The sequence below is a fragment of the Bacillus sp. MMSF_3353 genome, from assembly GCF_030733445.1.
Lineage (GTDB): Bacteria > Bacillota > Bacilli > Bacillales > Bacillaceae_G > Bacillus_A > Bacillus_A wiedmannii.
Window position 1 is genome coordinate 23,002 of record NZ_JASHJA010000015.1, and the last position, 24,655, is coordinate 47,656.

The 24,655-nt window shown below is 34.9% G+C and carries 20 protein-coding genes; 7 read left to right on the forward strand and 13 right to left on the reverse strand.

What is annotated here, in order from left to right; translation table 11 throughout:
• Positions 1–181 precede the first annotated feature (181 nt).
• Together RBB48_RS22440 and RBB48_RS22445 are read left to right on the forward strand one after the other, a co-directional pair.
• Positions 182–1,198 (forward strand): LCP family protein, encoded by a 1,017-nt coding sequence (locus tag RBB48_RS22440; RefSeq protein ID WP_304363091.1) that lies wholly within the window; start codon positions 182–184, stop codon positions 1,196–1,198.
• 234 nt (positions 1,199–1,432) lie between these two features.
• A complete protein-coding gene (locus RBB48_RS22445) occupies positions 1,433–2,695 on the forward strand; it encodes a VanW family protein (protein WP_088121263.1) in 1,263 nt (420 codons plus the stop codon).
• A gap of 39 nt (positions 2,696–2,734) precedes the next feature.
• Here the strand turns inward: RBB48_RS22445 and RBB48_RS22450 are convergent, their stop codons facing one another.
• Together RBB48_RS22450 and RBB48_RS22455 are read right to left on the reverse strand one after the other, a co-directional pair.
• Complete coding sequence (locus RBB48_RS22450; RefSeq protein ID WP_087983406.1) at positions 2,735–3,007, reverse strand: hypothetical protein; 273 nt, start codon at positions 3,005–3,007, stop codon at positions 2,735–2,737.
• A gap of 15 nt (positions 3,008–3,022) precedes the next feature.
• Positions 3,023–3,541, reverse strand: coding sequence for an RNase A-like domain-containing lipoprotein (locus tag RBB48_RS22455; RefSeq protein ID WP_064477118.1), 519 nt, complete (start codon positions 3,539–3,541; stop codon positions 3,023–3,025).
• 397 nt (positions 3,542–3,938) lie between these two features.
• On the opposite strand from RBB48_RS22455, the gene RBB48_RS22460 reads away from it, so the two are divergent.
• Positions 3,939–4,487 (forward strand): TVP38/TMEM64 family protein, encoded by a 549-nt coding sequence (locus RBB48_RS22460; protein WP_088121262.1) that lies wholly within the window; start codon positions 3,939–3,941, stop codon positions 4,485–4,487.
• Positions 4,488–4,550: 63 nt separating this feature from the next.
• Here the strand turns inward: RBB48_RS22460 and RBB48_RS22465 are convergent, their stop codons facing one another.
• The 3 genes from RBB48_RS22465 to RBB48_RS22475 all read right to left on the reverse strand — a co-directional run bounded on the left by RBB48_RS22465 (position 4,551) and on the right by RBB48_RS22475 (position 7,818).
• The gene (locus RBB48_RS22465; protein ID WP_088061807.1) at positions 4,551–6,251 is read right to left on the reverse strand and encodes a M4 family metallopeptidase; all 1,701 of its coding nucleotides are present in this window, start codon (positions 6,249–6,251) and stop codon (positions 4,551–4,553) included.
• A 167-nt stretch (positions 6,252–6,418) separates the two neighbouring features.
• Positions 6,419–6,544 (reverse strand): NprX family peptide pheromone, encoded by a 126-nt coding sequence (locus RBB48_RS22470; RefSeq protein ID WP_131933998.1) that lies wholly within the window; start codon positions 6,542–6,544, stop codon positions 6,419–6,421.
• 2 nt (positions 6,545–6,546) lie between these two features.
• Positions 6,547–7,818: a helix-turn-helix domain-containing protein gene (locus RBB48_RS22475; protein WP_088061805.1), complete on the reverse strand. Its 1,272-nt coding sequence runs from the start codon at positions 7,816–7,818 to the stop codon at positions 6,547–6,549.
• Between the two features lie 199 nt (positions 7,819–8,017).
• Here RBB48_RS22475 and RBB48_RS22480 point away from each other — a divergent pair, with 199 nt between their 5' ends.
• Positions 8,018–9,481, forward strand: a complete 1,464-nt coding sequence (locus RBB48_RS22480; RefSeq protein WP_048541651.1) for a nicotinate phosphoribosyltransferase — start codon at positions 8,018–8,020, stop codon at positions 9,479–9,481.
• A 203-nt stretch (positions 9,482–9,684) separates the two neighbouring features.
• Here the strand turns inward: RBB48_RS22480 and RBB48_RS22485 are convergent, their stop codons facing one another.
• The 7 genes from RBB48_RS22485 to fdhF form a co-directional block, all read right to left on the reverse strand.
• Entirely contained in the window at positions 9,685–12,051 is a 2,367-nt protein-coding gene (locus tag RBB48_RS22485) for a heavy metal translocating P-type ATPase (protein WP_097906881.1), read from the reverse strand.
• A 23-nt stretch (positions 12,052–12,074) separates the two neighbouring features.
• The gene (locus RBB48_RS22490; protein WP_000918377.1) at positions 12,075–12,452 is read right to left on the reverse strand and encodes an ArsR/SmtB family transcription factor; all 378 of its coding nucleotides are present in this window, start codon (positions 12,450–12,452) and stop codon (positions 12,075–12,077) included.
• A gap of 255 nt (positions 12,453–12,707) precedes the next feature.
• Complete coding sequence (locus RBB48_RS22495) at positions 12,708–14,123, reverse strand: amino acid permease (protein WP_048541647.1); 1,416 nt, start codon at positions 14,121–14,123, stop codon at positions 12,708–12,710.
• 103 nt (positions 14,124–14,226) lie between these two features.
• Complete coding sequence (gene ald / locus RBB48_RS22500; protein ID WP_048541645.1) at positions 14,227–15,360, reverse strand: alanine dehydrogenase; 1,134 nt, start codon at positions 15,358–15,360, stop codon at positions 14,227–14,229.
• 369 nt (positions 15,361–15,729) lie between these two features.
• Positions 15,730–17,601, reverse strand: coding sequence for a glycerophosphoryl diester phosphodiesterase membrane domain-containing protein (locus tag RBB48_RS22505; protein ID WP_088061797.1), 1,872 nt, complete (start codon positions 17,599–17,601; stop codon positions 15,730–15,732).
• A 155-nt stretch (positions 17,602–17,756) separates the two neighbouring features.
• Positions 17,757–18,239, reverse strand: a complete 483-nt coding sequence (locus tag RBB48_RS22510; protein ID WP_048541641.1) for a helical membrane plugin domain-containing protein — start codon at positions 18,237–18,239, stop codon at positions 17,757–17,759.
• 12 nt (positions 18,240–18,251) lie between these two features.
• Positions 18,252–21,188, reverse strand: coding sequence for a formate dehydrogenase subunit alpha (gene fdhF, locus RBB48_RS22515; protein WP_088608955.1), 2,937 nt, complete (start codon positions 21,186–21,188; stop codon positions 18,252–18,254).
• A gap of 299 nt (positions 21,189–21,487) precedes the next feature.
• On the opposite strand from fdhF, the gene fdhD reads away from it, so the two are divergent.
• Both fdhD and RBB48_RS22525 read left to right on the forward strand, forming a co-directional pair.
• Positions 21,488–22,294, forward strand: coding sequence for a formate dehydrogenase accessory sulfurtransferase FdhD (gene fdhD / locus RBB48_RS22520; protein ID WP_088061793.1), 807 nt, complete (start codon positions 21,488–21,490; stop codon positions 22,292–22,294).
• A 220-nt stretch (positions 22,295–22,514) separates the two neighbouring features.
• Positions 22,515–23,021 carry a GNAT family N-acetyltransferase gene (locus RBB48_RS22525; RefSeq protein WP_000405878.1) on the forward strand — a complete coding sequence of 169 codons (507 nt, stop codon included), beginning with the start codon at positions 22,515–22,517 and terminating at the stop codon, positions 23,019–23,021.
• 510 nt (positions 23,022–23,531) lie between these two features.
• Here the strand turns inward: RBB48_RS22525 and RBB48_RS22530 are convergent.
• Entirely contained in the window at positions 23,532–23,654 is a 123-nt protein-coding gene (locus tag RBB48_RS22530; protein ID WP_001068388.1) for a hypothetical protein, read from the reverse strand.
• A gap of 329 nt (positions 23,655–23,983) precedes the next feature.
• Between RBB48_RS22530 and RBB48_RS22535 the strand changes: the two genes are divergently transcribed.
• Positions 23,984–24,655, forward strand: coding sequence for a response regulator transcription factor (locus RBB48_RS22535; protein ID WP_000238949.1), 672 nt, complete (start codon positions 23,984–23,986; stop codon positions 24,653–24,655).

Below are 24,655 nucleotides of genomic sequence, written 5' to 3' on the forward strand. Positions count from 1 at the left end.
GTAAAATTTTATCATTTTCTTATCCCTATCTTTTGTATACAATAACGAATAGGTGTCTTATAAATAATCAAGACATCTATTTTTTATACATGTACAATCGCTTTTATTTAGCGTACAATATTTTTTATGTGTTTGAATGCGCTTCTAGATGTATACACTTTGATAGTTTTAAAGGAGAAAAATGATGAAATCCGATATGAACAAAGACACCCGAGCCAAAAACGGACGCTCAAAGAAAAAACGCCTACTTTGGTTCCTTCTTATTCCATTACTGATTATAGCACTTGGAGCAGGGGGCTACTCCTTCCATATATACAGTAAAGCAAAGTCTGTATTAAGTAATGCCTATTCTGAACTGGGCCGCGGGGATAAATCCAGCAAACGTGAAAAAGCTGTGAAACCTATGACTGACAACATTTCCGTACTTATTATGGGTGTTGATGAAAGTGATATTAGGGACAAGAGTTATGGAAAAGCAACTCGTACGGATGCGCTATTACTTGCAACAATTAATAAAAACGATAAATCTGTTAAACTTGTGAGTATTCCACGTGACTCACGTGTCTACATTAAATCACGTGATAAATACGATAAAATTACACATGCGCACGTATTCGGTGGTGTGGACAGCACAATTGATACAGTGGAGAAATTTTTAGATGTTCCAGTTGATTACTATGTAAAATTCAACTTTAAATCATTTATCAAGATTGTCGATTCTCTTGGTGGTATTACTGTCGATGTTCCGGTTGAGTTTACAGAACAAAATAGTAAAGACGAAGCAGATGCAATTCACCTCAAAAAAGGACGTCAACATTTAAATGGAGAAGAGGCATTAGCACTAGCTAGAACTCGTCATATCGATAGTGATTATATGCGCGGTCAACGACAACAGCTTGTTTTAGAAGCTATTGCTGCAAAAGCACTATCTCTTAATTCTATTAATAAAATCGGTGGCCTCTTAGACGCTGTCGATAAAGACTTAAAAACAAATTTAACTTTTGATGATATGATGACAATTGCCAAAAATTCAATGGATTCCAATTTAAAAATGGACAAAATGCAAGTAGAAGGTACTGATAAATATATAGGTGGTATTTATTATTACGTTCCAAATGAAAAAAGCGTCAATAATATTTCGACAACACTACAAGAACATCTCGGTGTTACGAATAAAAATGAACATAAAAAATTATAATAAAAAGGCTGCTAGATCTTTCTAGACAGCCTTTTTATTATAATTTTCAACATATTTCTCGTGCATATTGTGACAAAAAGAGACAATTATTACAACAGTGTAACATTTTTTATAAAAACATTACACGCATAGTGGAAATAATAGTATACTAGTACGTACATAATGTTATTTTCATCATTTTTATACAAAAAATGTAATACATATATTTATACAAAAATTTCTGGGGGGAAATAAATGAAGCTAAGTAAAATACTGATCGGTTCTGCAATTACTGGAGGCATATTACTTTGTGTAGGCGGTGTTGGTGGATATCAATATGTATCCAAACTAAATAATCAATTAGATACTACTGCATTACCAAATACTACATTTGAAGGTATTTCTCTCGATGGAAAAAATAAAAAAGATATTCAAGCAATTATTAATCAAAAGGTAACTGAATTAGATCAAAAATCTCTTACCTACATATTCCAAAATGATAAACAAACGTACACATGGAAAGATTTAGGGATAAATTATAAGGAAAAAGATATTATTGACAAAATCTTTAAAGAACAAGAAGGAAACGCAATGAATCGTTACCAAATGCGGAAGCAGGCCGAAAACGGTGAATTAAAACGTGACTATAAATTAACAGCTCAATTAAATACAACTGCTTATGAAAGCTTTATGAAGGATAAATATAATGAAACATTAAAAAATCCTATTAATGCAGAATTAAGTGTTGAAGGCTCTACAGTAAATATTAGCCAAAGTCAAAATGGAGAAAAAATTGATAAAGGAAAATTAACTGATTTAACGCAGCAGGCCATTACTTCTGGCTCATCGGACGTTACATTACCAGTTACACTCTTAAAACCTGAGCGTTCTACAGAAGATATACAGAAAATGGGGATTAAAGAAGTAATTGCTGAATATTCAACTCCAATGGCTGGTCGGAATGGAAACCAGTCCTATAACGTAAATAAGTCAGCTAATACTTTAAGTGGAGTTATTGTCGCACCTGATGAAACGTTTAGTTTTAATGGCCGTGTTGGCGTAACGGATGCTGCCCATGGTTATAAATCCGCAGCAGTATTTTCACAAGGTAAAGTTATACAAAGTGCAGGCGGAGGCGTTTGCCAAGTTAGTAGCACTTTATATAGCGCAGCTTTAAGAGCAGATTTAGGAATTGTTTCTCGAAGCAATCATTCTATGCCCGTAAATTATTTACCACTTGGGCAAGATGCAGCAGTGGCAGATTATGGTCCGGATTTAAAATTTAAAAACAATACAGGCAATCATATTTATATTCAAGCATTTTCAAATGGCGGTAGTATTACTACTCGCATTTTTGGTACAAATACTGGTAAAAATGTTGAAGTTTCTTCTCAAGTAGTTAGTAGAACTGGTGATAAAATAACAGCGGTTACGTATAAAAAAGTAACACAAAACGGTGAAGTAGTATCAAATGGACAAATTTCAAAAAGCGTATATAAAAGTGCCCCAACACAATGAGACACCATCAAATTGGCAAAAGAAAAAGGCGTGATCTATTCACGCCTTTTTCTTTTGCAATAATAGTAAAAAAGCTTCAAGATGGTCTTTCGTTTCTTCTAAAGACCACATGCGATTTCCTTGCTTCGCAGCTAATACACACGCCTCTTCCCAAGCGTTTTTTTTCTTCATATATAATAATTCATTGCGTAATTTCAAAACAATTTCTTCATCTTCTTGCTCTATAAACTCTTCCATCACGCCTACTATTTCATCCTCATGGATACTTAACGTACAATACGATTTGAGAAAATATTGTAATGTCGTATACATATTTACTCCCCCTTCTTATTTATCAGATGGATAAGAAGTAATGATCTTATATCCTAAATCTCCTGACTTATCTCTCGCCAAAACAGTAACAGTTTTTACTAACTTGTCTTTTACATTCATATTTTTCTTTATTACCGTTTTTCCAACTGGGAATGAATGAGTTGTATTTAATACGAGACGAGCCTCTTTAGAATTTTTTAACCAATCTTGAATTTCCTTATCATGCTGCTTCAAACTATCTTTTACAGCTTTCGTCGCTGTTTCCTTATCATAGTATGTACTTGCCGCTGATACTTTATCTGTCTTCAAGCGATTCTTCAAATCCTCTTCTGATTTTCCTACATGTCTTTCAATCGTATGACCATTTTTAGGTGGCCCTTCCATTTCATCTAAAATATTATCACTAATTTTTTCTACTGATGTCGATTGATTCCCTGTTTGTTTCTCTGTTTTTTGTTCTTTTCCTGCACATCCACTTAAGATCAGCATTAATGCCAATAAACTACTCAAGAGAAGACTACTTATTCGTTTCATAATATCACCTCTTCCATGATTATTATCGTAACTTCACTAAAAGTCAATTTCACAACGAAAAAACATATACATTTTTAAAATTCCTCATCAATTTTGCCATATTACCACCCTAGTTTCATCAAACTACTATTTTGGACCCCCTCCGAAATATACCCCTATGTTTTTATAATTATTTCCCAGATTAAATCACCCCTAAAATAGCTAAACATCCCCTTTAAAAACAGAGTTTTTTGGTGATTTTATAAAAAATAAAATATACCCCTAATTTTATATACCTAATACCCATATAAGGTATATCGATGGTGTTTTATCAACGTTTTCTACATTATGTAAATTTGTGCTTGCCTACACAATGGAAATATGGTGTAATGCAAAAAAAGATAAAGGATTTTAAACAATGGCTGAAACAATTCAAAACTTCTTAACAGACTATTATTCAATCGCAATTCCACTTAGTATCTTAATTAACGTCATCATCAGTCTTTTAGGTTTTATCCCTAGTATTTTTTTGACCGCTATTAACATACAGCTCTTTGGTGTAACAAACGGGACCATTATTTCGATCGCAGGTGAGGCATTAGGGGCTATTATCTCGTTTTATATTTATCGTATAGGCCTTCAGAAATTCACTCACAACAAAGCAAATAAGTATCCAAAGGTAGAACGCCTACTTTATGTAGAAGGTAGAGAGGCCTTTCTACTCGTTCTATCGTTTCGATTCATACCTTTCATCCCATCAAGTATCGTTACTTTATTTGCCGCTCTAGGCAAAATGTCATTACTCTCTTTCAGTATTGCCAGCACAATAGGTAAAATACCGGCTTTGTTAATCGAAGTATATTCTGCCTATCATGTCATGAATGGAACGAATGAAGCGAAGTGGATTGTAACAATAGCGGGTTGTGTTGGATTGTTTTATTTGTGGAAAAAATGGAGAAAAAAATAAAGAAGGAGCATAGGCTCCTTCTTTATTTTTGAAGTATTTTATTAATAATACTCTCTTAAACCCTTAGTTTACACCAACAGCACTAAATGATTGCTTCACTGCTGCTACTTCCGCAGAAGTCGCACCATATAAATCAGCTGCAGCTTGTACTGCACCAGCACGAGCTTGGCTAAATGTAGTAGATTGCGTGAAATATTGTGTATTTGCACGGTAATAAATTGCACCTAACTTATCTTTACCAATACCAGTTACAGTTACACCAGAATGTGTACCACCATTTGCTAATAAATAAGCTTGTTTGTTAATGATACCACTGTTCGTATGAACTCCACCGTTATCACTTGAACCAGTGTAACGCTTAGAATAATGATCTGGATCACCATATTTCGCCGGATCACTCATAGAGCGAAGTGCGTCTCCTGCTTTACCAGGCGTGTAAATATCTTCACCAATCTCCCAATCTGGATTACGGTTATCATAGAACTCTACTAATGTACCAAAGATATCAGAAATTGCTTCATTTAATGCTCCTGATTCATTTTGATAAATTAAATTCGAGCTATTTTCCGTAACCGCATGCGTTAATTCATGACCAATTACATCAATTCCACCAGATAATGAAGTAAACGTTACACCATCACCATCTCCGTATACCATTTGTGATCCGTTCCAGAATGCATTATTATAATTACTTCCGTAATGAACTGTTGATTTTAACGGCGCTCCTGCATCATTAATAGAATTTCTATTAAATGTAGCTTTATAGTAATCATATGTTTTACCTGCATAGTAATGAGCATCTACCGCTGCTGCATCATACGCTGCATTGAAAACATTATCTGCATCTGCCCATAATGTTCCTGGTAATGTTGAACGATTTTTCGCATCATATGTGAAAATCGTTGCCCCGCGTGTATTATCTTGTAAGTAGTAAGATGATCCAGATAACGTTGTATTAAGCGATTTCGTATCTCCTAATACCCCTTTACCAGTTCCTACTTTATTTGTTCCTGTTACAGGCTTTACAACTGCTTTTGCATCTTGCTTAGGAGCCTCTTGTTTAACTGGCGACTTATCATCATTCGTCACATGATCGATTGTATTAAACTTATTTAATACTTTACCGCTTTCTGCTTCAATGAAATAGTAGTAGTTTCCTGGGCTTGGATCTAAGAAGTTTAGATTTACAACGTATGCATATGTTGTTTCTTCACCATTTTGATATACATATAAGTCCGCTTTTGGTTCTACCTCATACTTAGGTGTAACACCTAAATCTTTTTGCGCAATTTCAATTGCTTTTGCGCCCTCGATCTTATTTTTATTCTTCAACTTTTCTTTTTTGTCTAAATCAGGTGCAACTGTTCCAGACAATACTTTTAAAGAACCATCTTTACTTACATGAGCTACTTGAGTAGAACCCCATACAGGTACTCCTTCGTATACTTGTTGCATACGTACTACTGTTGAATCAGTTACAGCATCTTTTTTCACTTGTTTTACTTTGAAAGAATCTTGCGCACTCTTTTCCCCTAACTTATAATCACCTTTTGCTGCGTTTAAGTAATCAAACACAACAGATTCTGCTTTCTTACCAGTCGCTCCAGTTAGATCACCAGAAATAAACTCTGGTGACTGTACTGTCTCATTGTACTTCTTCGTAGAGAGCACATTTTTAGAATCTGCAAATGCAGAGCCTGTCCCTCCAAACGTTGTAACTGCCATTCCTGCCGCTAACACTAACGCTAAACTTTTCTTTTTCATGAATCTTCCCCCTAATAAATTATTTTTTGAAAAAGAGTAGTTTTATCGTAGCACTATGTTTCCACTATTAATATACTAAAAATTCAAATAATTATTTTCTCAAGTTTTGTAGAATTTTGAGGAACAAATATTGAAAAAACCCCTTTCCGATTGGAAAGGGGTTTTTATTAAGAATTTATTACTTCTATTAGTTCTTTAGCTTGACCATACATATCTCCAGTCCAAGCATATTGAGGTTCTAACACTACTAATATAGCCACTAATGCTAGTGCACCAAAAATCATTTTCTTCATATTCATCTTCCTCCCTTTTCTTCTAATAAATTAATAGTTAGTCTATAATACCGATTACTTTCTTGGAATTCTAATACTTCTTCATGATATTTTGCTAATTCTAAATATACCTTTTTTAAATCTTTTTTATTTTCCTCTTGCTTAAAAAATGTTAAAGCTTCTGTTTCTAAAAACTTTTTATACACCCCCTTCTCTTCAAAATATTTATATTGAAGTATTAAAAGTGTATATAACATACTTTTATACTTCTCATCTCTTTTCGCAACTTCTATCCCTTTATTAATCCACTCTTTTACTTCTTCAAATTCCTTCAATTCAATACATTGCAATGCAATCTCATATACAGCATCAATATAATCTAAATCTTCTTCCTTCTTGTATTGTAAACATTGTAAATAATACTCTTTCGCTTTTGCATAATCCTTTAAATGGTAATGTAAATACCCCATGTTATTTAGAGCAATCGCTGTTATGTTATCTTTATCCGCAAAAGAATTAGCCTCTCTTAAAATATTTCTATAAATTCCTAAAGCTTCGTTATATTGTTTTTTCTGTATATAACTTAACCCTATCAATAACTGGCAATTAATCACATGACGAAATTTATATTCATTCTTAAAGCCTTCCATAGCTAAATGAGCAAAATGTAAAGCCATATGTTCTATTTCTAATTCATTATAAACAAGAGCTAAATTATAATAGATTCCAGTTTCATAATAGCCTTGTTCTTTCGCCATCACTTCAGTTTGAACTAAATAATCTAAGGCCGTTTTATATTTATGCTGTAAAAAATAATATAGACCTTTACTATACGTATATAATAATTTCTGAAATGGCGAATACTTTTTGTACATCTTTTTTAATCTCTCTAATTCTTCTTCAACAGCCAGAAAATCTCGTTTCATAATTAAATAACGCGTATACAGCAGTTTATAATAATTTATAATTTCAAAATCCAAAACATGCTTCATTTCACCTTGCAACTCTTCATATATGCGTTCTACTTGCGGCTTGTCCAAATGAACTAGTGCATTCAACCATTCATCTAGCTTCCCCTTCACATCTTCTTCTACATCTCTCAAATCCGTCACGGCAATTTCTAACCTTGTGCAGAGCAATTGTAGAATTTCTTCTGATGCCTCGATCTTTCCATTTTCGATTTTACTTAAGTATGAGACAGAACAAATGCCCTGACATAATTCTTCTTGTGTCATTTTTTGCTGTAGCCGTTTATAAAAGACTTGTTTGCCTATTTTTTCTAATGTTTGTTGCATTGTCCTCCTCCATTCTCATTACCCCCATTACTCTAATAATACATAAAATCTTGAGAAATATAAATTGATAAATGTTAATTTTCTAAAAAATATGCATTATTTCATTTTTTTCCCTCTTGACTACACTTTCATATCCATTCTTTGCTACGAGCGATGAAAAATTGGTATACTATAACCAAATTATGGAGGTGTTTTCGCGATGACTTATTATAAAGACGATAGCTATGCCTTACATACAGATTTATATCAAATTAATATGGCTTATACATATTGGAAAGATGGTATTCATAATCGCCGCTCGGTGTTTGATTTATACTTTCGAAAGCTTCCATTCGAGAACGGTTATGCTGTTTTTGCTGGCCTTGAAAAGATTGTAGAGTACATAGAAAACTTCAGCTTTACCGAAAGCGATATCGCTTATTTAGCAGAATTACAATTTGAAGAAGAATTCCTTCATTATTTACAAAATATGAAATTCACTGGGACCGTTCGAAGTATGCAAGAAGGTGAAGTTGTATTTAATAACGAGCCTTTATTACGTGTTGATGCACCGCTCGGCGAAGCACAAATTATTGAAACTGCCCTGTTAAACATTGTGAATTACCAAACATTAATTGCAACAAAAGCTGCTCGTATGAAGCACGCTGCAAATAATGATGAACTTTTAGAATTTGGTACAAGACGTGCCCACGAGTTTGATGCAGCTCTTTGGGGCACACGCGCTGCCTTTATTGGTGGTTTCTCATCTACGAGTAACGTACGAGCTGGGAAACGCTTCGGAATACCTGTAGCAGGCACACACGCTCACTCTTTCGTTCAAGCGTATCGCGATGAATATGTCGCGTTTAAGAAATACGCTGAAACTCATAAAAAATGTGTCTTTCTCGTTGATACATACGACACTTTAAAATCAGGTGTTCCAAATGCGATTCGCGTCGCGAAAGAGTTTGGGGATCGTATCGATTTTTATGGAATTCGCCTTGATAGTGGTGATATGGCTTATTTATCTAAAAAGGCAAGAAAACTACTAGATGAAGCTGGGTTTACAAATACAAAAATTATTGCTTCTAGCGATTTAGATGAATACACAATTATGCATTTGAAATCTCAAGGCGCAAAAATTGATGTATGGGGCGTTGGAACAAAATTAATTACGTCCTTTGAACAACCAGCGTTAGGGGCTGTCTATAAACTAGTTGCGATTGAAGATACTGATGGAAAGTTAAATGATACAATTAAAATTTCATCTAACCCTGAAAAAATTACCACTCCAGGACTGAAACGAATTTATCGCATTATCAATCGAGTTAACGATCATGCAGAAGGCGATTATATTGCATTAGATTCTGAAGAGCCAGGAAAAGAAGAACGTTTAAAAATGTTTCATCCTGTTCACACGTATATAAGTAAATTTGTAACAAACTTTGAAGCACGCGAACTGCATAAAGACATTTTCATTAACGGCGAAAGAACATATGAACTACCAGGTATATTAGATATTCAAAAATATAATGAACAGAGTCTCGCACTATTTTGGGAAGAATATATGCGAACTTTAAATCCCGAAGAGTACCCTGTCGATTTAAGTCAAGAATGTTGGGATCATAAAATGAATTACATTCAAACCGTTCGAGAACAAGTTGAAAAAAATATACAAAAATAAAACAGAGAAGCTTTTCCTTCTCTGTTTTTTCAATACGATATGTATCTTTGTGGAAAATATATTAAAATAGTACGACAAATATTTTTTTATTTGTAAATTTTAATATTACGTTATTTATTTACAAAATAATATTTGTTATTATTTTATTGAGTCAATTTCAACAAAATAACCTAAAAAAGAGGACGCAGGTTGCGTCCTCTTTTTTATAAATCTTTCACTCGTAGTACACGCATTGCATTTAACACTGCAAGTAGTGTCACACCAACATCTGAGAAGACAGCTTCCCACATTGTTGCAATACCAAAAGCACCAAGTAATAAAACTAATCCTTTTACCCCTAATGCAAAGATGATATTCTGCCATACAATGCGTCGTGTGCGTTTTGCAATATTTAAGGCTGTTGCAATTTTTGAAGGCTCATCAGTCATAATAACAATGTCTGCCGCCTCAATCGCTGCATCTGATCCTAAACCACCCATCGCAATACCAACATCTGCTCTTGCTAATACCGGTGTGTCATTAATACCATCACCAACGAAAGCAACTTTTTCTTTTCCGTTCTTCGCCGCATCAATTTTTTCAATCTCTTCGACTTTTTGTTGCGGTAATAGTTCTGCGTGAACTTCATCTAAACCTAATTCTTTACCAACAGCTTCACCAACGGATTTTGCATCACCCGTTAACATGACTGTCTTCTTAATACCTAGTTCTTTTAATTTTTGAATTGCTTTTTTTGAATCTTCTTTTACCTCATCAGAGATAACGATATAACCTGCATATTCCCCATCTACAGCAACGTGAACTAATGTACCTACCGTTTCTGGTTGCTTAAATGTAATGTTTTCTTTTTTCATTAATTTAGCATTACCTGCAAAAATTTCTTTTCCTTGTACTTTTACGACTGTACCGTGACCAGAAATTTCGCTATACTCATCGATTATTTTTTCATCAATTGATTTTCCGTATGCTTTTCGAATAGATTGTGCAATTGGATGATTAGAATACACTTCAGCAAATGTTGCATACTCTAATAATTCTTCATTTGTAATACCTTCGCTTGGTTCCATTTTTGTAACTTTGAAGACACCTTTTGTTAATGTTCCTGTTTTATCAAAAACAATATATTTCACATCATTTAAAGCTTCTAAATAGTTACTTCCTTTTATTAACACACCACTTTTAGATGCACCACCAATTCCTCCAAAGAATCCAAGAGGAATAGATACAACTAACGCACATGGACAAGAGATTACTAAGAACACTAAAGCTCTATAAATCCATTCTGAGAATGTAGCTCCTTCTAAAATAAGTGGTGGAATAAACGCCATGATTGCTGCTGTAATAACTACAACCGGAGTGTAGTAACGCGCGAACTTCGTAATAAAGTTTTCTGTTGGCGCTTTTTTACTGCTTGCATTTTGAACTAAATCTAAAATTTTTGATACAGTTGATTCACCAAATTCTTTTGTAACTTCAATTGTTAATACGCCATTTTGGTTCACAAAACCACTTAATACATCATTTCCAACTTCGACTTCACGTGGTACAGATTCACCAGTCAATGCTGAAGTATCTACCATTGATGTTCCTTCAACTACTTTTCCGTCTAATGGTACTTTCTCACCAGGCTTCACGATAATATAATCGCCGATTTGTACATCTTCTGGTGATACTTGTTTCGTTTCATTTCCAACCTTCACATTCGCATAATCAGGACGGATATCCATTAATGAAGTAATTGACTTTCGGGAGCGATTGACCGCAATACTTTGGAATAGTTCCCCTACTTGATAGAATAGCATTACCGCAACAGCTTCTGAATATTGTTGAATCGCAAAAGCTCCTAGTGTTGCAATTGCCATTAAGAAGTTTTCATCGAACACTTGGCCGCGAGTTATGTTTCTTACCGCTCTCCAAACGATATCTCCGCCTATTAATAAATACGCAAGGACGAATAACGGAATTGTTATCATTTGTGGTAAGCCAGCTAATGCAGCAATTGCTGTCAAAATTCCGCCGACCACTAATCGTCCTACCATCTTTTTCACATTTGCTTCACCATGGTCGTGACTATGTCCGTGGTCATGACCACCTTTTTCTTCACGAACAACTTTTACATCTGGTTCTAACTTTTGAACGACATTTGTTATATTTGCTATAGTCGCTTCTAATTCTCTTTTATTCGCTACTTCAACTCTTAATTTCTTTGATACGAAATCAACAGTTGCTGCTGAAACAGTGGGCATTTCTTTCACTTTATTTTCAATCTTCATCGCACAGTTTGCGCAATCTAAACCTTCTAATATAAATACTTCTTTCGCTACTTTTGTGTTGTTTTCTTCTTGTACTTTAATGTGCGGTTCTAATTTTGTAACGAGTTGTTTTGCTTCTGTAACAACTTCGCTTTCTGTATTTTGTGCTGTTTCTAAAACCATTGTTTTTGTCGCGAAATTTACAGAACAAGAATTTACTCCTTCTATATTCCCAACGCCTTTTTCAATTTTCATTGCACAGTTCGCACAATCTAAACCTTCTAACACCAGTTTCTTTTTCACTAATGCTTCAGCCATCGTTCTCCCTCCTCGCGTTCTTTTTATTCTTCCTCGTTTACGTGTTCAAACGCTTGCTCGAAGATATGAATTACGTGCTGGTCAGCTAACGAATAATAAACGACCTTTCCTTCTTTACGATTCTTTACAAGTTTCGCTTGCTTTAACACACGAAGCTGATGTGAAATAGATGATTGTGTCATTCCTAATAAATACGCTAAATCACACACACACATTTCTGCTTCAAATAACGCATGTAATATTCTCGTACGTGTACGATCACCTAATACTTTAAATAGTTCTGCTACTTTACTTAAACTTTCATCAGTTGGAATTGTTTGTTTTACTTGATCAACAACTTCTTCATGAATTATCGTTTGAGAACATGTCTCTTGTGGTGTTTCTACTTTATTTCCAGCCATTATAGCTCACCTCTTCATTTGAACATATGAACAATCATTCATATATCTTATACTCTTATTATATGAGCGTCCATTCATATGTGTCAATGAAATCTCATACATTTTTCCGAACATTTTGTTCATATTTTAATAAGGCTTACACATATTTTCCACATCCATTACATTCTCATACAAAAAAGGATGTAAATTTTGCACAAAAGAAAAAAGCCTTGCGCGCTCCCTAGACGCACAAGGCTTACTATACTTATATCCCTTTTAATTAGCTTGTTCTAAATTATCCTGCGAACTTCCATCGTCTTTTAAATGACTATGTTTTTTCGAATAAACAAAGTATACAACTACTCCGATTGCTAACCAAACACCGAAGTATATCCATGTTTTTAATGGTAAATTTACCATTAAGAATAGACAACATGCAACTGAAATAATCGGTAAGATCGGTACAAGTGGTACCATAAATCCACGTTGTAATTTCGGATGCGTTTTACGAAGAATGATAACAGTTACACCAACCATGGCGAACGTTAATAACGCTCCAATATTCGCTAAATTCGACAATTCTTTTAAATCGATAAATCCAGCAATTAAAGCACTACCAATTCCTGTTAACCAAACTGAAAATGTTGGAGCTTCAGTCTTCTTGTTAATTTTCGCGAAAGATTTTGGCAATAAACCGTCACGGCTCATTGCGAAGAATACACGAGTTGTTGCATAAATGTAAGCGAAAATTACAGCCATAATTCCGATTACAGCTCCAATAGCAATTACACCAGCCACTTTATCTTGTCCTACAACTTCTAACACATATGCCATAGCTTCAGGTACATCTAATTCCTTATAAGAAACCATACCTGTCATAACGAGACAAACTACAACATAAATGATTGTACAAATAACTAACGAAGCAATAATACCAATCGGTAGATCACGTTGCGGATTTTTTACTTCTTCAGCAGAAGTTGCTAATGCATCAAATCCTAAGAAAGCAAAGAATACTGCTGCTCCTCCGGCGAAAACTCCACTTATGCCGTACGGTGCAAATGGTATCCAGTTTTCTGGTTTCACGTAGAATACACCAACTGCAATGAATAAAACAACAATACCAATTTTAATTAATACCATTATGTTATTCACACGCTTACTTTCTTTCGTACCTCTTGATAATAACCAAGTTATCACCAACGTAACGATAATTGCGGGTAAGTTCACCATACCACCTTGCGATGGAATCGTTAACAAGGCTTTAGGAATTTCAAGTCCTAATCCACTAACTAAGTTATTGAAATAACCCGTCCATCCGCCAGCTACTGCGGCAGTTGTTACGACATATACGGATAACAATGTCCATCCCATTAAATGGGCAACAAACTCACCAATTGTTGCATATGAATATGTGTACACACTACCTGAAACAGGAAGTGTAGATGCAACTTCTGCATAACATAATGCTGCAAATCCACAAACAATTGCTGCAATCATGAATGAAAAAATAACTGCTGGACCAGCATCTCTTGCTGCTACTAATCCTGTTAATACTAGAACTCCTGTACCGATTATCGCACCAATCCCTAGCATTGTTAGGTCGAATGCCCCTAGCGTTTTCGTTAAAGTTTTACTTTTACTTTCCCCTAACAATTGCGTAACGGATTTCTTTTTAAATAGGTTGGCCACGATGTATGCCCCCTTTTGCCAAGAAGAGCTAAGAGATCTTCACTCTTAGCTCTTATCATGTTGGTTTATATATTGTTCGATTTTGTTTTGTATAATGCTTCTATTAGCAAGATACTGTTTCTGCTTCTAATAATTCTTTAGCACCTTTGTACTCTACACCGTGAGCTTCTGCAACTGCTTCGAATGTTACATAGCCGTCTAATGTGTTAATACCTTTTAGTAATGCAGCGTTTCCTAGGCAAGCTTCTTTGTAGCCTTTGTTAGCAATTTGTACTGCATATGGTACTGTTACGTTTGTTAATGCAAGAGTTGATGTACGTGGAACCGCACCTGGCATGTTTGCAACTGCATAATGAACAACGCCGTGTTTTTCGTAAGTTGGGTTATCATGAGTTGTAATACGGTCAGTTGTTTCGAAAATACCACCTTGGTCAATCGCGATATCTACAACAACAGAACCTGGTTCCATTGATTTAATCATTTCTTCTGTTACAAGTTTTGGCGCTTTTGCACCTGGGATTAATACTGCACCGATTACAAGATCAGACTCTTTTACAGCTTCTGCAATATTGTAAGGATTAGACATTAAAGTTTTTACTTGGTTTCCGAAAATGTCATCTAATTGACGAAGACGTTCTGCACTTAAGTCGATGATTGTTACATCCGCACCTAGTCCAACTGCAATTTTAGCAGCATTTGTACCAGCTTGTCCACCACCGATGATTGTTACTTTACCACGTTTAACCCCTGGAACACCTGCAAGTAAGATACCTTTACCGCCTTTGTTTTTCTCAAGGAATTGTGCACCAATTTGTGCAGCCATACGACCAGCTACTTCACTCATAGGTGCAAGTAATGGTAGAGAACGGTTTTCTAATTGTACTGTTTCATATGCAATAGAAACAACTTTCTTTTCGATTAATGCTTTTGTTAATTCTGGTTCTGGAGCTAAGTGTAAGTATGTGAATAAGATTAAACCTTCGCTGAAGTGTTTGTATTCGCTTTCAACTGGTTCCTTAACTTTCATAACCATTTCCATGTTCCAAGCTTCTTCAGCCGTATCAACAATTTTTGCTCCCGCTTCAACATACTGAGCATCTGTGAAACCAGATCCTAGACCTGCACCCTTTTGAATGAATACTTCGTGATTGTTACGAATTAAATGTACAACACCTGCTGGTGTCATTGCCACACGGTTTTCGTTGTTTTTAATTTCTGCTGGTACCCCAATACGCATAATGAAATGCCCCCTTATAATTAACAGAAAAAAGAGATTCTTTTTTCTTTTTGTAATAATTAATAACTTATGTCCTTATTCTAGCATAACTTAAAAGTCATGAAAACGCTAACATACTATTTTTTTGAAGTTTATATATTTAGAATAGTGTAAATATATGGAACATTGATTCTATTAGCATCTTCATGCCATTTCATTATCTATCACTCTATTTTTATTATACTCCCTAAAAATAAGCAGTATTCACTTATTATTCGACAATAATGTAACAATGTAAGAAACCCGAGTGATTCCGTATACATATACAGTTAATAATTTGTACAATACTTTAGGGATATATTCTTTTCATAAAAAAACAGCTGCAAGCATTTAGCCAGCAGCTGGATAACTTATAAATAACTTGGAAAATAAATCATCTGTTGTTTCACTAATTTTATCAAACAGATCACTTTCTTCCGCTTCTTGCTCTTTTAACATCTTAATTGTTTCACGTGCATCTTCAGGATAATCGGTAATGATACCATCTACGTTTAATTTATAATATCCCTTTAAACTTTCCATATCATTTACCGTCCATACGTAAATCGGCTTGTTTAACTTTCTTGCTTCTTTTACTAATTTCTTATTTAACATGTATTCTTCTGCTACATAAAAATCAGCCTTCACATTCTTTAAGTTGGCTCTACTTGCATACAGTATATATCCTACTTTTATATTTGGATTTGCACGTTTAAACTCTTTAATAAGCGGATAGTGTAGCGTTTGAATGACACATTGTTTCTCAAATTCATTATCTTTAATCACTTTTAATACTTTGTTTACGAAATCTTTTTCGCCACCATGAAGCTTCACTTCAATATTAAGTTTGATTTTGTTCTTTGACAGCTTAATGATCTCATCAAGTGTACTGATTTGTCCTGACAATCCGTCTTGACTAAGAGTAAGCTGCCTTAACTCATCCATCGTTAAATCTGACACATGAACATTAGCATTAGCAAGACGTTTTAGCTTCAAATCATGTATAACTGCTAGTTCACCGTCTTTCGTTTGCAGTACATCAATTTCAGCATAGTCTGCTTTCGCATCAATAGCCCCCTGCACAGCTTCTTTCGTATTCTCTACACCTTTTGAAATATAACCACGATGAGCCATAATAATTGGTTCTTTATATGTGTTTGTAATAAAGGTAACAATGAAGGCAACAACCATTCCAGCAGTAATAATTCCTACAATATATACGCCAATAAATTTCCAACGATGTTTTTGGAAGAAACATTTATCTGCTTTCGTTTTCGAATAATCTAATCCTTCTTCTAATAAAACATCTTCGACCGCAACCTTTTGTAAATACAATCTTGTTAACGCCATAATATAAAACGGCGTCATAATAAAGCTAAATAGGTACAATGTACTTGTTAAGAAGACTGAAATAGTTGACTCTGCTAGTAGTGCAAATGTCCCTTCTGGGTTCGTAAATTCATACACTCCCCACAGACAAAGTAAATAAATTCCTACACATAAAAGAAAGACGATTCCTACAGATATGAAAAAACCTACTAAAAAGAACAATACTTTAAAGAAGCTTTCTTTTACTAAGTTCGCACTTTTTCGTGCTGCCGTACGGAACGGCTTCTTCTCTAAAACGATAATAGGTAAAACAAAAATCCAACGAAGATTTAAATAGGCAACTACAGCAAAGAAAGTATAATATCCAACTTGCCCCATTGTTGTCTTAAATAGTTCACCTGTAATAAAATTAGGAATTTGAATTTCAGGAATCAATGCAGATTTATATCCCATACTTAATAGTGGTAATAGTACAACTGCATACAAAACAAATCCGGGTAAGCAATATGTAAACAGGGAAGGTAAATACGTTACTGTTTTATACAAAATTGGACGTAGTCTCACCTTTTGCCTTTTATGAGCGAAGTACGAAATGATAATAAGTACTGCAAACTCTGTAAATATAAGAAACAATGCCAATATAGATAAAATTAAAATCGCCAAAATCCCGTATGGTGTTTTCAAAAATGCTAATAACTCATCATTTGTTGCGTTTGCATACCCACCAAAGTACAACAACTTATTGAAAATAATACCGAAAAGTGGGATAAACACAATCGCTGCTAACAATTTATAAGCAAGTTGGAATGTTAACACATTCCAAAAAGCAAATCTAACAGTTTGAAAGGAATGTCTCATTACTCCTGGTATAGATAGTCTTTTACGGTGTTGCATATATTCCTCCATATTCTAAAACGATATTTGAGATGGATTCCATATTTCCATTTCTAATCCATCTTTTTAATAATAATATATTCCGCTTAACATGAACACTCTTATACATACAATGAAAAAAGTGATGGCTACGTCCCATCACTTTTTCATTTACCCTATTTTTTCTCTAATCCTTGCCCAAATGCTTTCAAGAAGCTAAAACCGAATGTAATGGCTCTATTGATATCTGGATCTTTTAACACTTTAAAGAAATCCATCACTTTTGTTTTTTTACCACTATTTAATTCATCTGTTGCAAATTGCAATCCAGTAACTAAACTCGATGTGATTTGCTTCGTTACTTCTGGGTCAACTGCAGATAGCGCTTCCCCCGCCCCCATCATATTGTTGAGTGCATTTTTAACGGGTTCACGATTTAATTGCTCCACAGCGATTTTTGAAACATCTTCCTTCGCAGCAAGTAAACTAATCGCTGCATCTAATATCCCAGCCTTCTGCAACTGTGCTAAAAGCTGCATCGTTTCTTCTACTGCTTCACGATTATTAGATAGCTCATGTAGAAGTTCATCTGCTAATTGCTGTTTCTGTTCTTCCTCTGTTACAACTTTCTTTTTAATTAACGTAATTTCTTTCGCCACTATCTCCGCCCCCTAGTCCACAAGTGATACGTATTGTTTTCTTTGCCACTTTTGCTCGATTTCAACACCATTTTGCGGATTACGCTTTTTATCTCGCGGGTTTGAAGATGGTAACGGACGATTTCCTTTTTCACGTAACACACGCATTTTCACCATCGTTTGTTTATATGCTGGTGTACACGTATAAAGGTCTGTTGCCGTCCCAGTTAAAATATTGATTGCCTCTTCATTTACTGTTGCATGCATTGGTAAATATAGCTCTTTCCCCGTTACACGATCAGTAATAAGCGCTTGTACTTTAATTTTCCCAAATGGTGATGCTAATTCTACAAGACCACCATCTTTTACATTGCGCTCTATAGCGAGTTCAGGTGAAATTTCAACGAATACTTCAGATACTTTAGATAAAATACCAGCCGACTTATTCGTCATATTCCCTTCATGGAAATGTTCTAGCATACGACCATTATTTAAAAGTAAATCATACTCATCTGGCGCTACAACCGGTGGTACCCATTCATCTAATGATAAACGAGCAAGTTTATCTGGGAAGTTAAATCCGTCTACATATAATAGCGGTGTATCGCTACCATCATGACTACCCCAACATAAACTATTCCATCCTTCTAGACGATCATACGTCGCTTGAGAGTATAACGGTGCAAGTGATGCGATTTCGTCCATAATTTCACTTGGACTTTCGTAATTCCAATCCCCGCCCAGTGCACGAGCAACTTTTTGCAAAATCCACCAGTCTGGTTTGGAATCACCAAGCGGTTTCAATACTTCATATAATCTTTGAATACGGCGCTCTGTATTCGTAAACGTTCCTTCTTTTTCTAAGCTTGGTGCTGCCGGTAAAATAACATCAGCAAAACGAGCTGTTTTTGATAAGAACATATCTTGAACAACGAGGAAGTCTAAATTTGATAAAATATGTTGCACATGGTTCGCATTTGAATCGACTAAAGCCATTTCTTCACCCATGACATACATACCGCGTAGTTTTCCTTCTTCCGCTGCAAGTAACATTGCAATATTATTTAATCCTGGTGCTTTCGGAATAGTTGTACCGTATGCTTTTTCAAATTTCGCACGAAGCGTATCATCTGATACTGCTTGATAACCAGGAAGCCAGTTTGGTAATGTTGCCATATCACAAGCACCTTGTACGTTATTATGCCCTCTTAATGGGTATGCACCTGCACCAGGACGACGATAGTTACCCGTAACAAGTAGTAAATTTGAAATTGCTGCTGATGTCGTACTTCCTCCTGTATTTTGAGTTACACCCATTCCCCAAAGTATACAAGTACCATCTGCTTCATATACCATACGGGCCATTTCTTTTAACTGAGCTTTAGAAATCCCCGTAATTTCTTCTGTGTAATCAAGCGTATACTTTTCTAACATTTTGCTATATTCATCAAAGTTCTTCACATTTTCAGCTAAAAACTTTTTATCGTGCCAATCTTGATCAATGATATATTTCGTAATACCTGCAAGCCATACGTAATCCGTTCCTTGGCGCGGATGAATAAATAGATCCGCACGCTCTGCCATTTCATGTTTACGAAGGTCTGCTACAATCAGTTTTTGCTCGTGTAATTTATGAGCACGTTTTACTCTCGTAGCAAGTACAGGATGTCCTTCTGTTGGATTCGCACCAACGATAATAACAAGGCCTGCTTCAGCTATATCTTTCACTGTTCCAGCATCCCCGCCCATACCGACAGTTTTAAATAAACCGTCTGTCGCTGGAGATTGACAATAACGAGAACAGTTGTCCACATTATTCGTTCCATATATTTGTCGGGCTAGTTTTTGCATAAGGTAATTTTCTTCATTCGTTACTTTCGATGAAGAAATGAATCCAAATGCATCGCTGCCATATTGAGATTTAATATGCTGCATGTTAGAAGCAACAACTTCTAATGCTTCTTCCCATGAAGCTTCAACAAACATATCTCCTTGGCGAATTAATGGCTTCGTAATTCGATCTTCACTATTTACAAAGTCCCATCCAAATTTACCTTTTACACATGTGGAAATACCATTAACAGGTGCATCTGAAACAGGTTGCACTTTTAATATATGGCGATCTTTTGTCCATACTTCAAAGGAACAACCGACACCACAAAATGTACAAACTGTTTTTGTTTTATTAACTTTCGTCTTACGCATCGCAGCCTCTACTTCTGAAACCGCTAAAATACTACTATATCCAGGCTCTACATCCTTTACAAAATCAATCATTGGATCTAACACATCTGGTTTTAATCCAGTCATGAACCCAGCTTCACCTAGCATTGTTTTTTCCATTAACGCATTACATGGACATACTGTTACACACTGCCCACAACTTACACAAGATGAGTCATTTATGCTTACACCATGATCCCATATAACACGTGGACGATCTAAGTTCCAGTCTATCGATATAGTTTCATTAACCTGTAAGTTTTGACATACTTCTACACACTGTCCACAAGCAATACATTGATTTGGATCATACCGATAAAACGGATGTGACATATCCACTTCACAAGCACTTACTTTCGGCTCATACGGATATTTCTGTTCTTCAATTCCCATCATATGTACCGTGTTATGGACTTTACAGTTACCATTATTGTTATCACAAACGGTACAATACAATAAATGATTCTCTAATATTCGATCCATTGCCTCAGTCTGTGCCTCTTTTGCACGCTGGGACTGTCTTTCAATATGCATACCGTTCTCTAATTTTGTTGAACAAGCACGTAATAACTTCCCATTTACTTCTACAATACACGTATCACAAGTTTGAATTGGATCTACTTCTGGTACATGACAAATTTGAGGATGTTCCAAATTACTCTCGTTAAATAATTGTAGTATCGTCTTTTCACCCGATGTGGAAAAGTCTTTACCATCCACGGTTACATGGACTGTCTGTTCTGCCATAGTTTCCCCTCTCCTTACAACCAACTGTACAACACAATTATGAATCCGTTTTCAAAATCGCATTACTGTACATATTTTTGAACGCTCTGTCCGAATACTTTTCTTATGAAGTCGATTCTAGATGTTATAAGGTATAACTACGAAAGCTTGAAAATATCACTATTCTACAGTTCTATTATATCGTACATATACAATAATAACCAAAATAATCTGTGATTTCCTTGCTAATAGGTGTTTTTATTTCCCCATTGTTTTATGATAAATATGGGAGAGAAATACATATAAAAGGGGAATTTAATATGAGGCCTACGCAAGAGACTTATACAATTGTACGCTATCAATCTGGTACATTTTCAAAACAACTGGATGAGATTGTTACAGAATCTCCTATTACTATTAAATTAAATGGTGAAGAATATGTAACAGTTGTATGCACACCAAATTATATTGAAGATATGGTAATTGGTTTTTTAATTTCTGAAGGAATTATTGCTTCCTATAAAGATGTTGAAGAACTATGGGTGCAAAAAGATAACGGAATTGTCCATGTAACATCATCAAAAGTAAATCCACTCTATCAAACTTTATATAATAAACGATACATCACTTCTTGCTGCGGAAAAGGTAGACAAGGTTTTATTTTCGTTAACGATGCAGCAAAAGCAAAAGATTTACATGATATACATGTAAAAATTACTCCTGAAGAATGCTTTCACTTAATGAATACTTTACAACAATCTTCCACTACCTTTCGCCAAACCGGTGGGGTTCACAATACCGCGCTATGTGATCGAAACAATATCCTCCTATCAAGAATGGATATTGGAAGACATAATGCATTAGATAAAATATATGGTCATTGTTTACGCAACGATATATCCGTTAAAGGAAAAATCATCGCATTTAGCGGGCGTATTTCATCCGAAATTTTACTCAAAGTTTCAAAAATCGGATGTGAAATGGTTCTATCTAAATCCGCTCCAACAAAATTAGCATTACAACTTGCTCACGATTTAGGCATTACAGTCGTAGGATTTATTAGAAATGAATCTTGCAATATTTACACACATCCACATCGAATTGATGGTTATCAATCGAATAACTAAAATAACTCCTCAGTTGAGGAGTTATTTTAGTTATAAAAATGTAATATATTAAAGACTTGAATAGTTAATGAAGTTAATATATAATTTAATTACATATTAAAAACAAAACATTGTAGCATATATCTTTTCATTCTTTTACAAATTAAAAGAGACTGTTAACAAAACGCATACACAATCTTATTGAAGTAATGGATTTATTTCGACCAAGGAGGTTATAACTATGGAAATTCGCTTATTAACGACAGAGGACGCAGAAATATATTTAAAAGTTTGTATGGAAGGTTTAACGAAGAACCCGGAAGCTTTTAGCTCTTCTTATGAAGATGTTCTTAAACATGAGGATCCTGTAGCTGCTATGGCAAAACGATTAAGCAATCCGGATAAGTATACTCTAGGGGTCTTCAAAGATAACGATTTAATCGGCATTTCTACTTTAGAAACAAAGCCTTTCATTAAACAAGAACATAAAGCAAAAATCGGTTCCGTTTTTGTTTCCCCAAAAGCGCGTGGCCTTGGAGCAGGAAGAGCTCTAATTAAAGCAATTATCGAAAATGCCGATAAATTACATGTAGAACAACTTATGCTCGATGTTGTAGTTGGTAACGATGCCGCAAAAAAATTATATGAGTCATTAGGCTTCCAAACTTACGGCGTACAAGAGCGTTCATTAAAACATAACGGGCAATATTGGGACGAGGAACATATGGTTCTGTTCTTAAATGATTAATACTTCAATATAGTTTTTTAAAAGCATCTTCTTATTAAGGAAGGTGCTTTTTTCATTACAACAATGTAATCTTCATGTCACCTTTATCGATCGTACCAAACCTTTCCATTCATTATACTAAAAGTATAAAGTGAAACTTTACTCAGTGGAAAGCTTTACCTCCACTGAGTATTAGCCCTCACCAATCGGGCTTTTATGGGCAGTTGATCTTCCATCTAACTTCTTCGCATCCACTAAATCTTTAGATGGAATTCTTACTGCCCATTAATGCGGGGTAAAGTGACACTTTCATTAGTGAGGTACCAATCATGAAATGAACGTATAGCATTCAATTGATATATAAAGGAGAATGTGACATGAAACAAAACAAACGAGCTATGCTTTTAATATTTACTACAGCAATTGTAACTTCTGGGTTAGCAATTTTACCTTGGTTTATTATATAAAACTATTCCCCTAATAACGAAAAAAAGCTTATTGCTTCTTAAGAAGCAATAAGCTTTTTCTATATTATAAAATCCCCAAAATTTTATTTACACAACTTATAATAATAACCATAGATACGGCAATGCACATGACAACCGTATTACGATCTTGCTTTTCTTTTTTTGAAATTTCTTCTTTTGGATTCATGTGTATGATCTCCTTTTAAAAAAAGTGTGAGATAGGAAATTTTTCTTATCCGATGCGAGGTGAATACGAAAACCCTCTCTATCTCACATACACAATAGAATGGAATTGTCATTTTATAAATAAAATGACATGACGTTATGTCGCAACATAGGGTATTTTGTGTCGCTACGTTTTCTATTATAAAAAATAGTTGTGCAAAACTAGTGCATTTTTTATGTCAATTACTCTGAGCGAAAAATAACTCTTCGACCTAATCACATAAAAAGAGTTTTTTATTATTTTCATGTAAACTATACAAGTAGAATGAACAGTTTGGGGTGCACAATATTATGGTTAAAATTTTATTAGTAGACGATGAAGAACGCATGTTACGATTATTAGATCTGTTCTTAAGTCCTCGTGGCTATTTTTGTATGAAAGCTACCTCTGGCCTTGAAGCACTAAAGTTAATAGAACAAAAAGACTTCGATATTATTTTGTTAGATGTTATGATGCCGAATATGGATGGATGGGATACTTGCTATCAAATCCGTCAAATTTCCAACGTTCCGATCATCATGCTAACAGCTCGTAATCAAAACTACGATATGGTGAAAGGTCTCACTATGGGCGCGGACGACTATATTACAAAACCATTTGATGAGCATGTATTAGTCGCAAGAATCGAGGCTATATTACGCCGTACAAAGAAAGACGGCTTCGTTAGCTTCAATGGTATTGAGTGGGATAAAACGAAACATACTGTCACAGTATATGATGAAAAAATCTCACTGACTCCTATCGAATTTTCGTTACTTGGACTATTTTTACAAAATACAAACCGTGCTTATAGCCGAGATGATTTAATCGAAAAAATTTGGGGTTATGAAACAGACATTGAATATAGAACAATCGATTCACATATTCGCAATATCCGCGATAAATTACGCAAAAAAGGATTTCCAGTTGAAAATTACTTAGAAACTGTCTATAAAGTCGGATATAAATGGAAAAGTGAATAA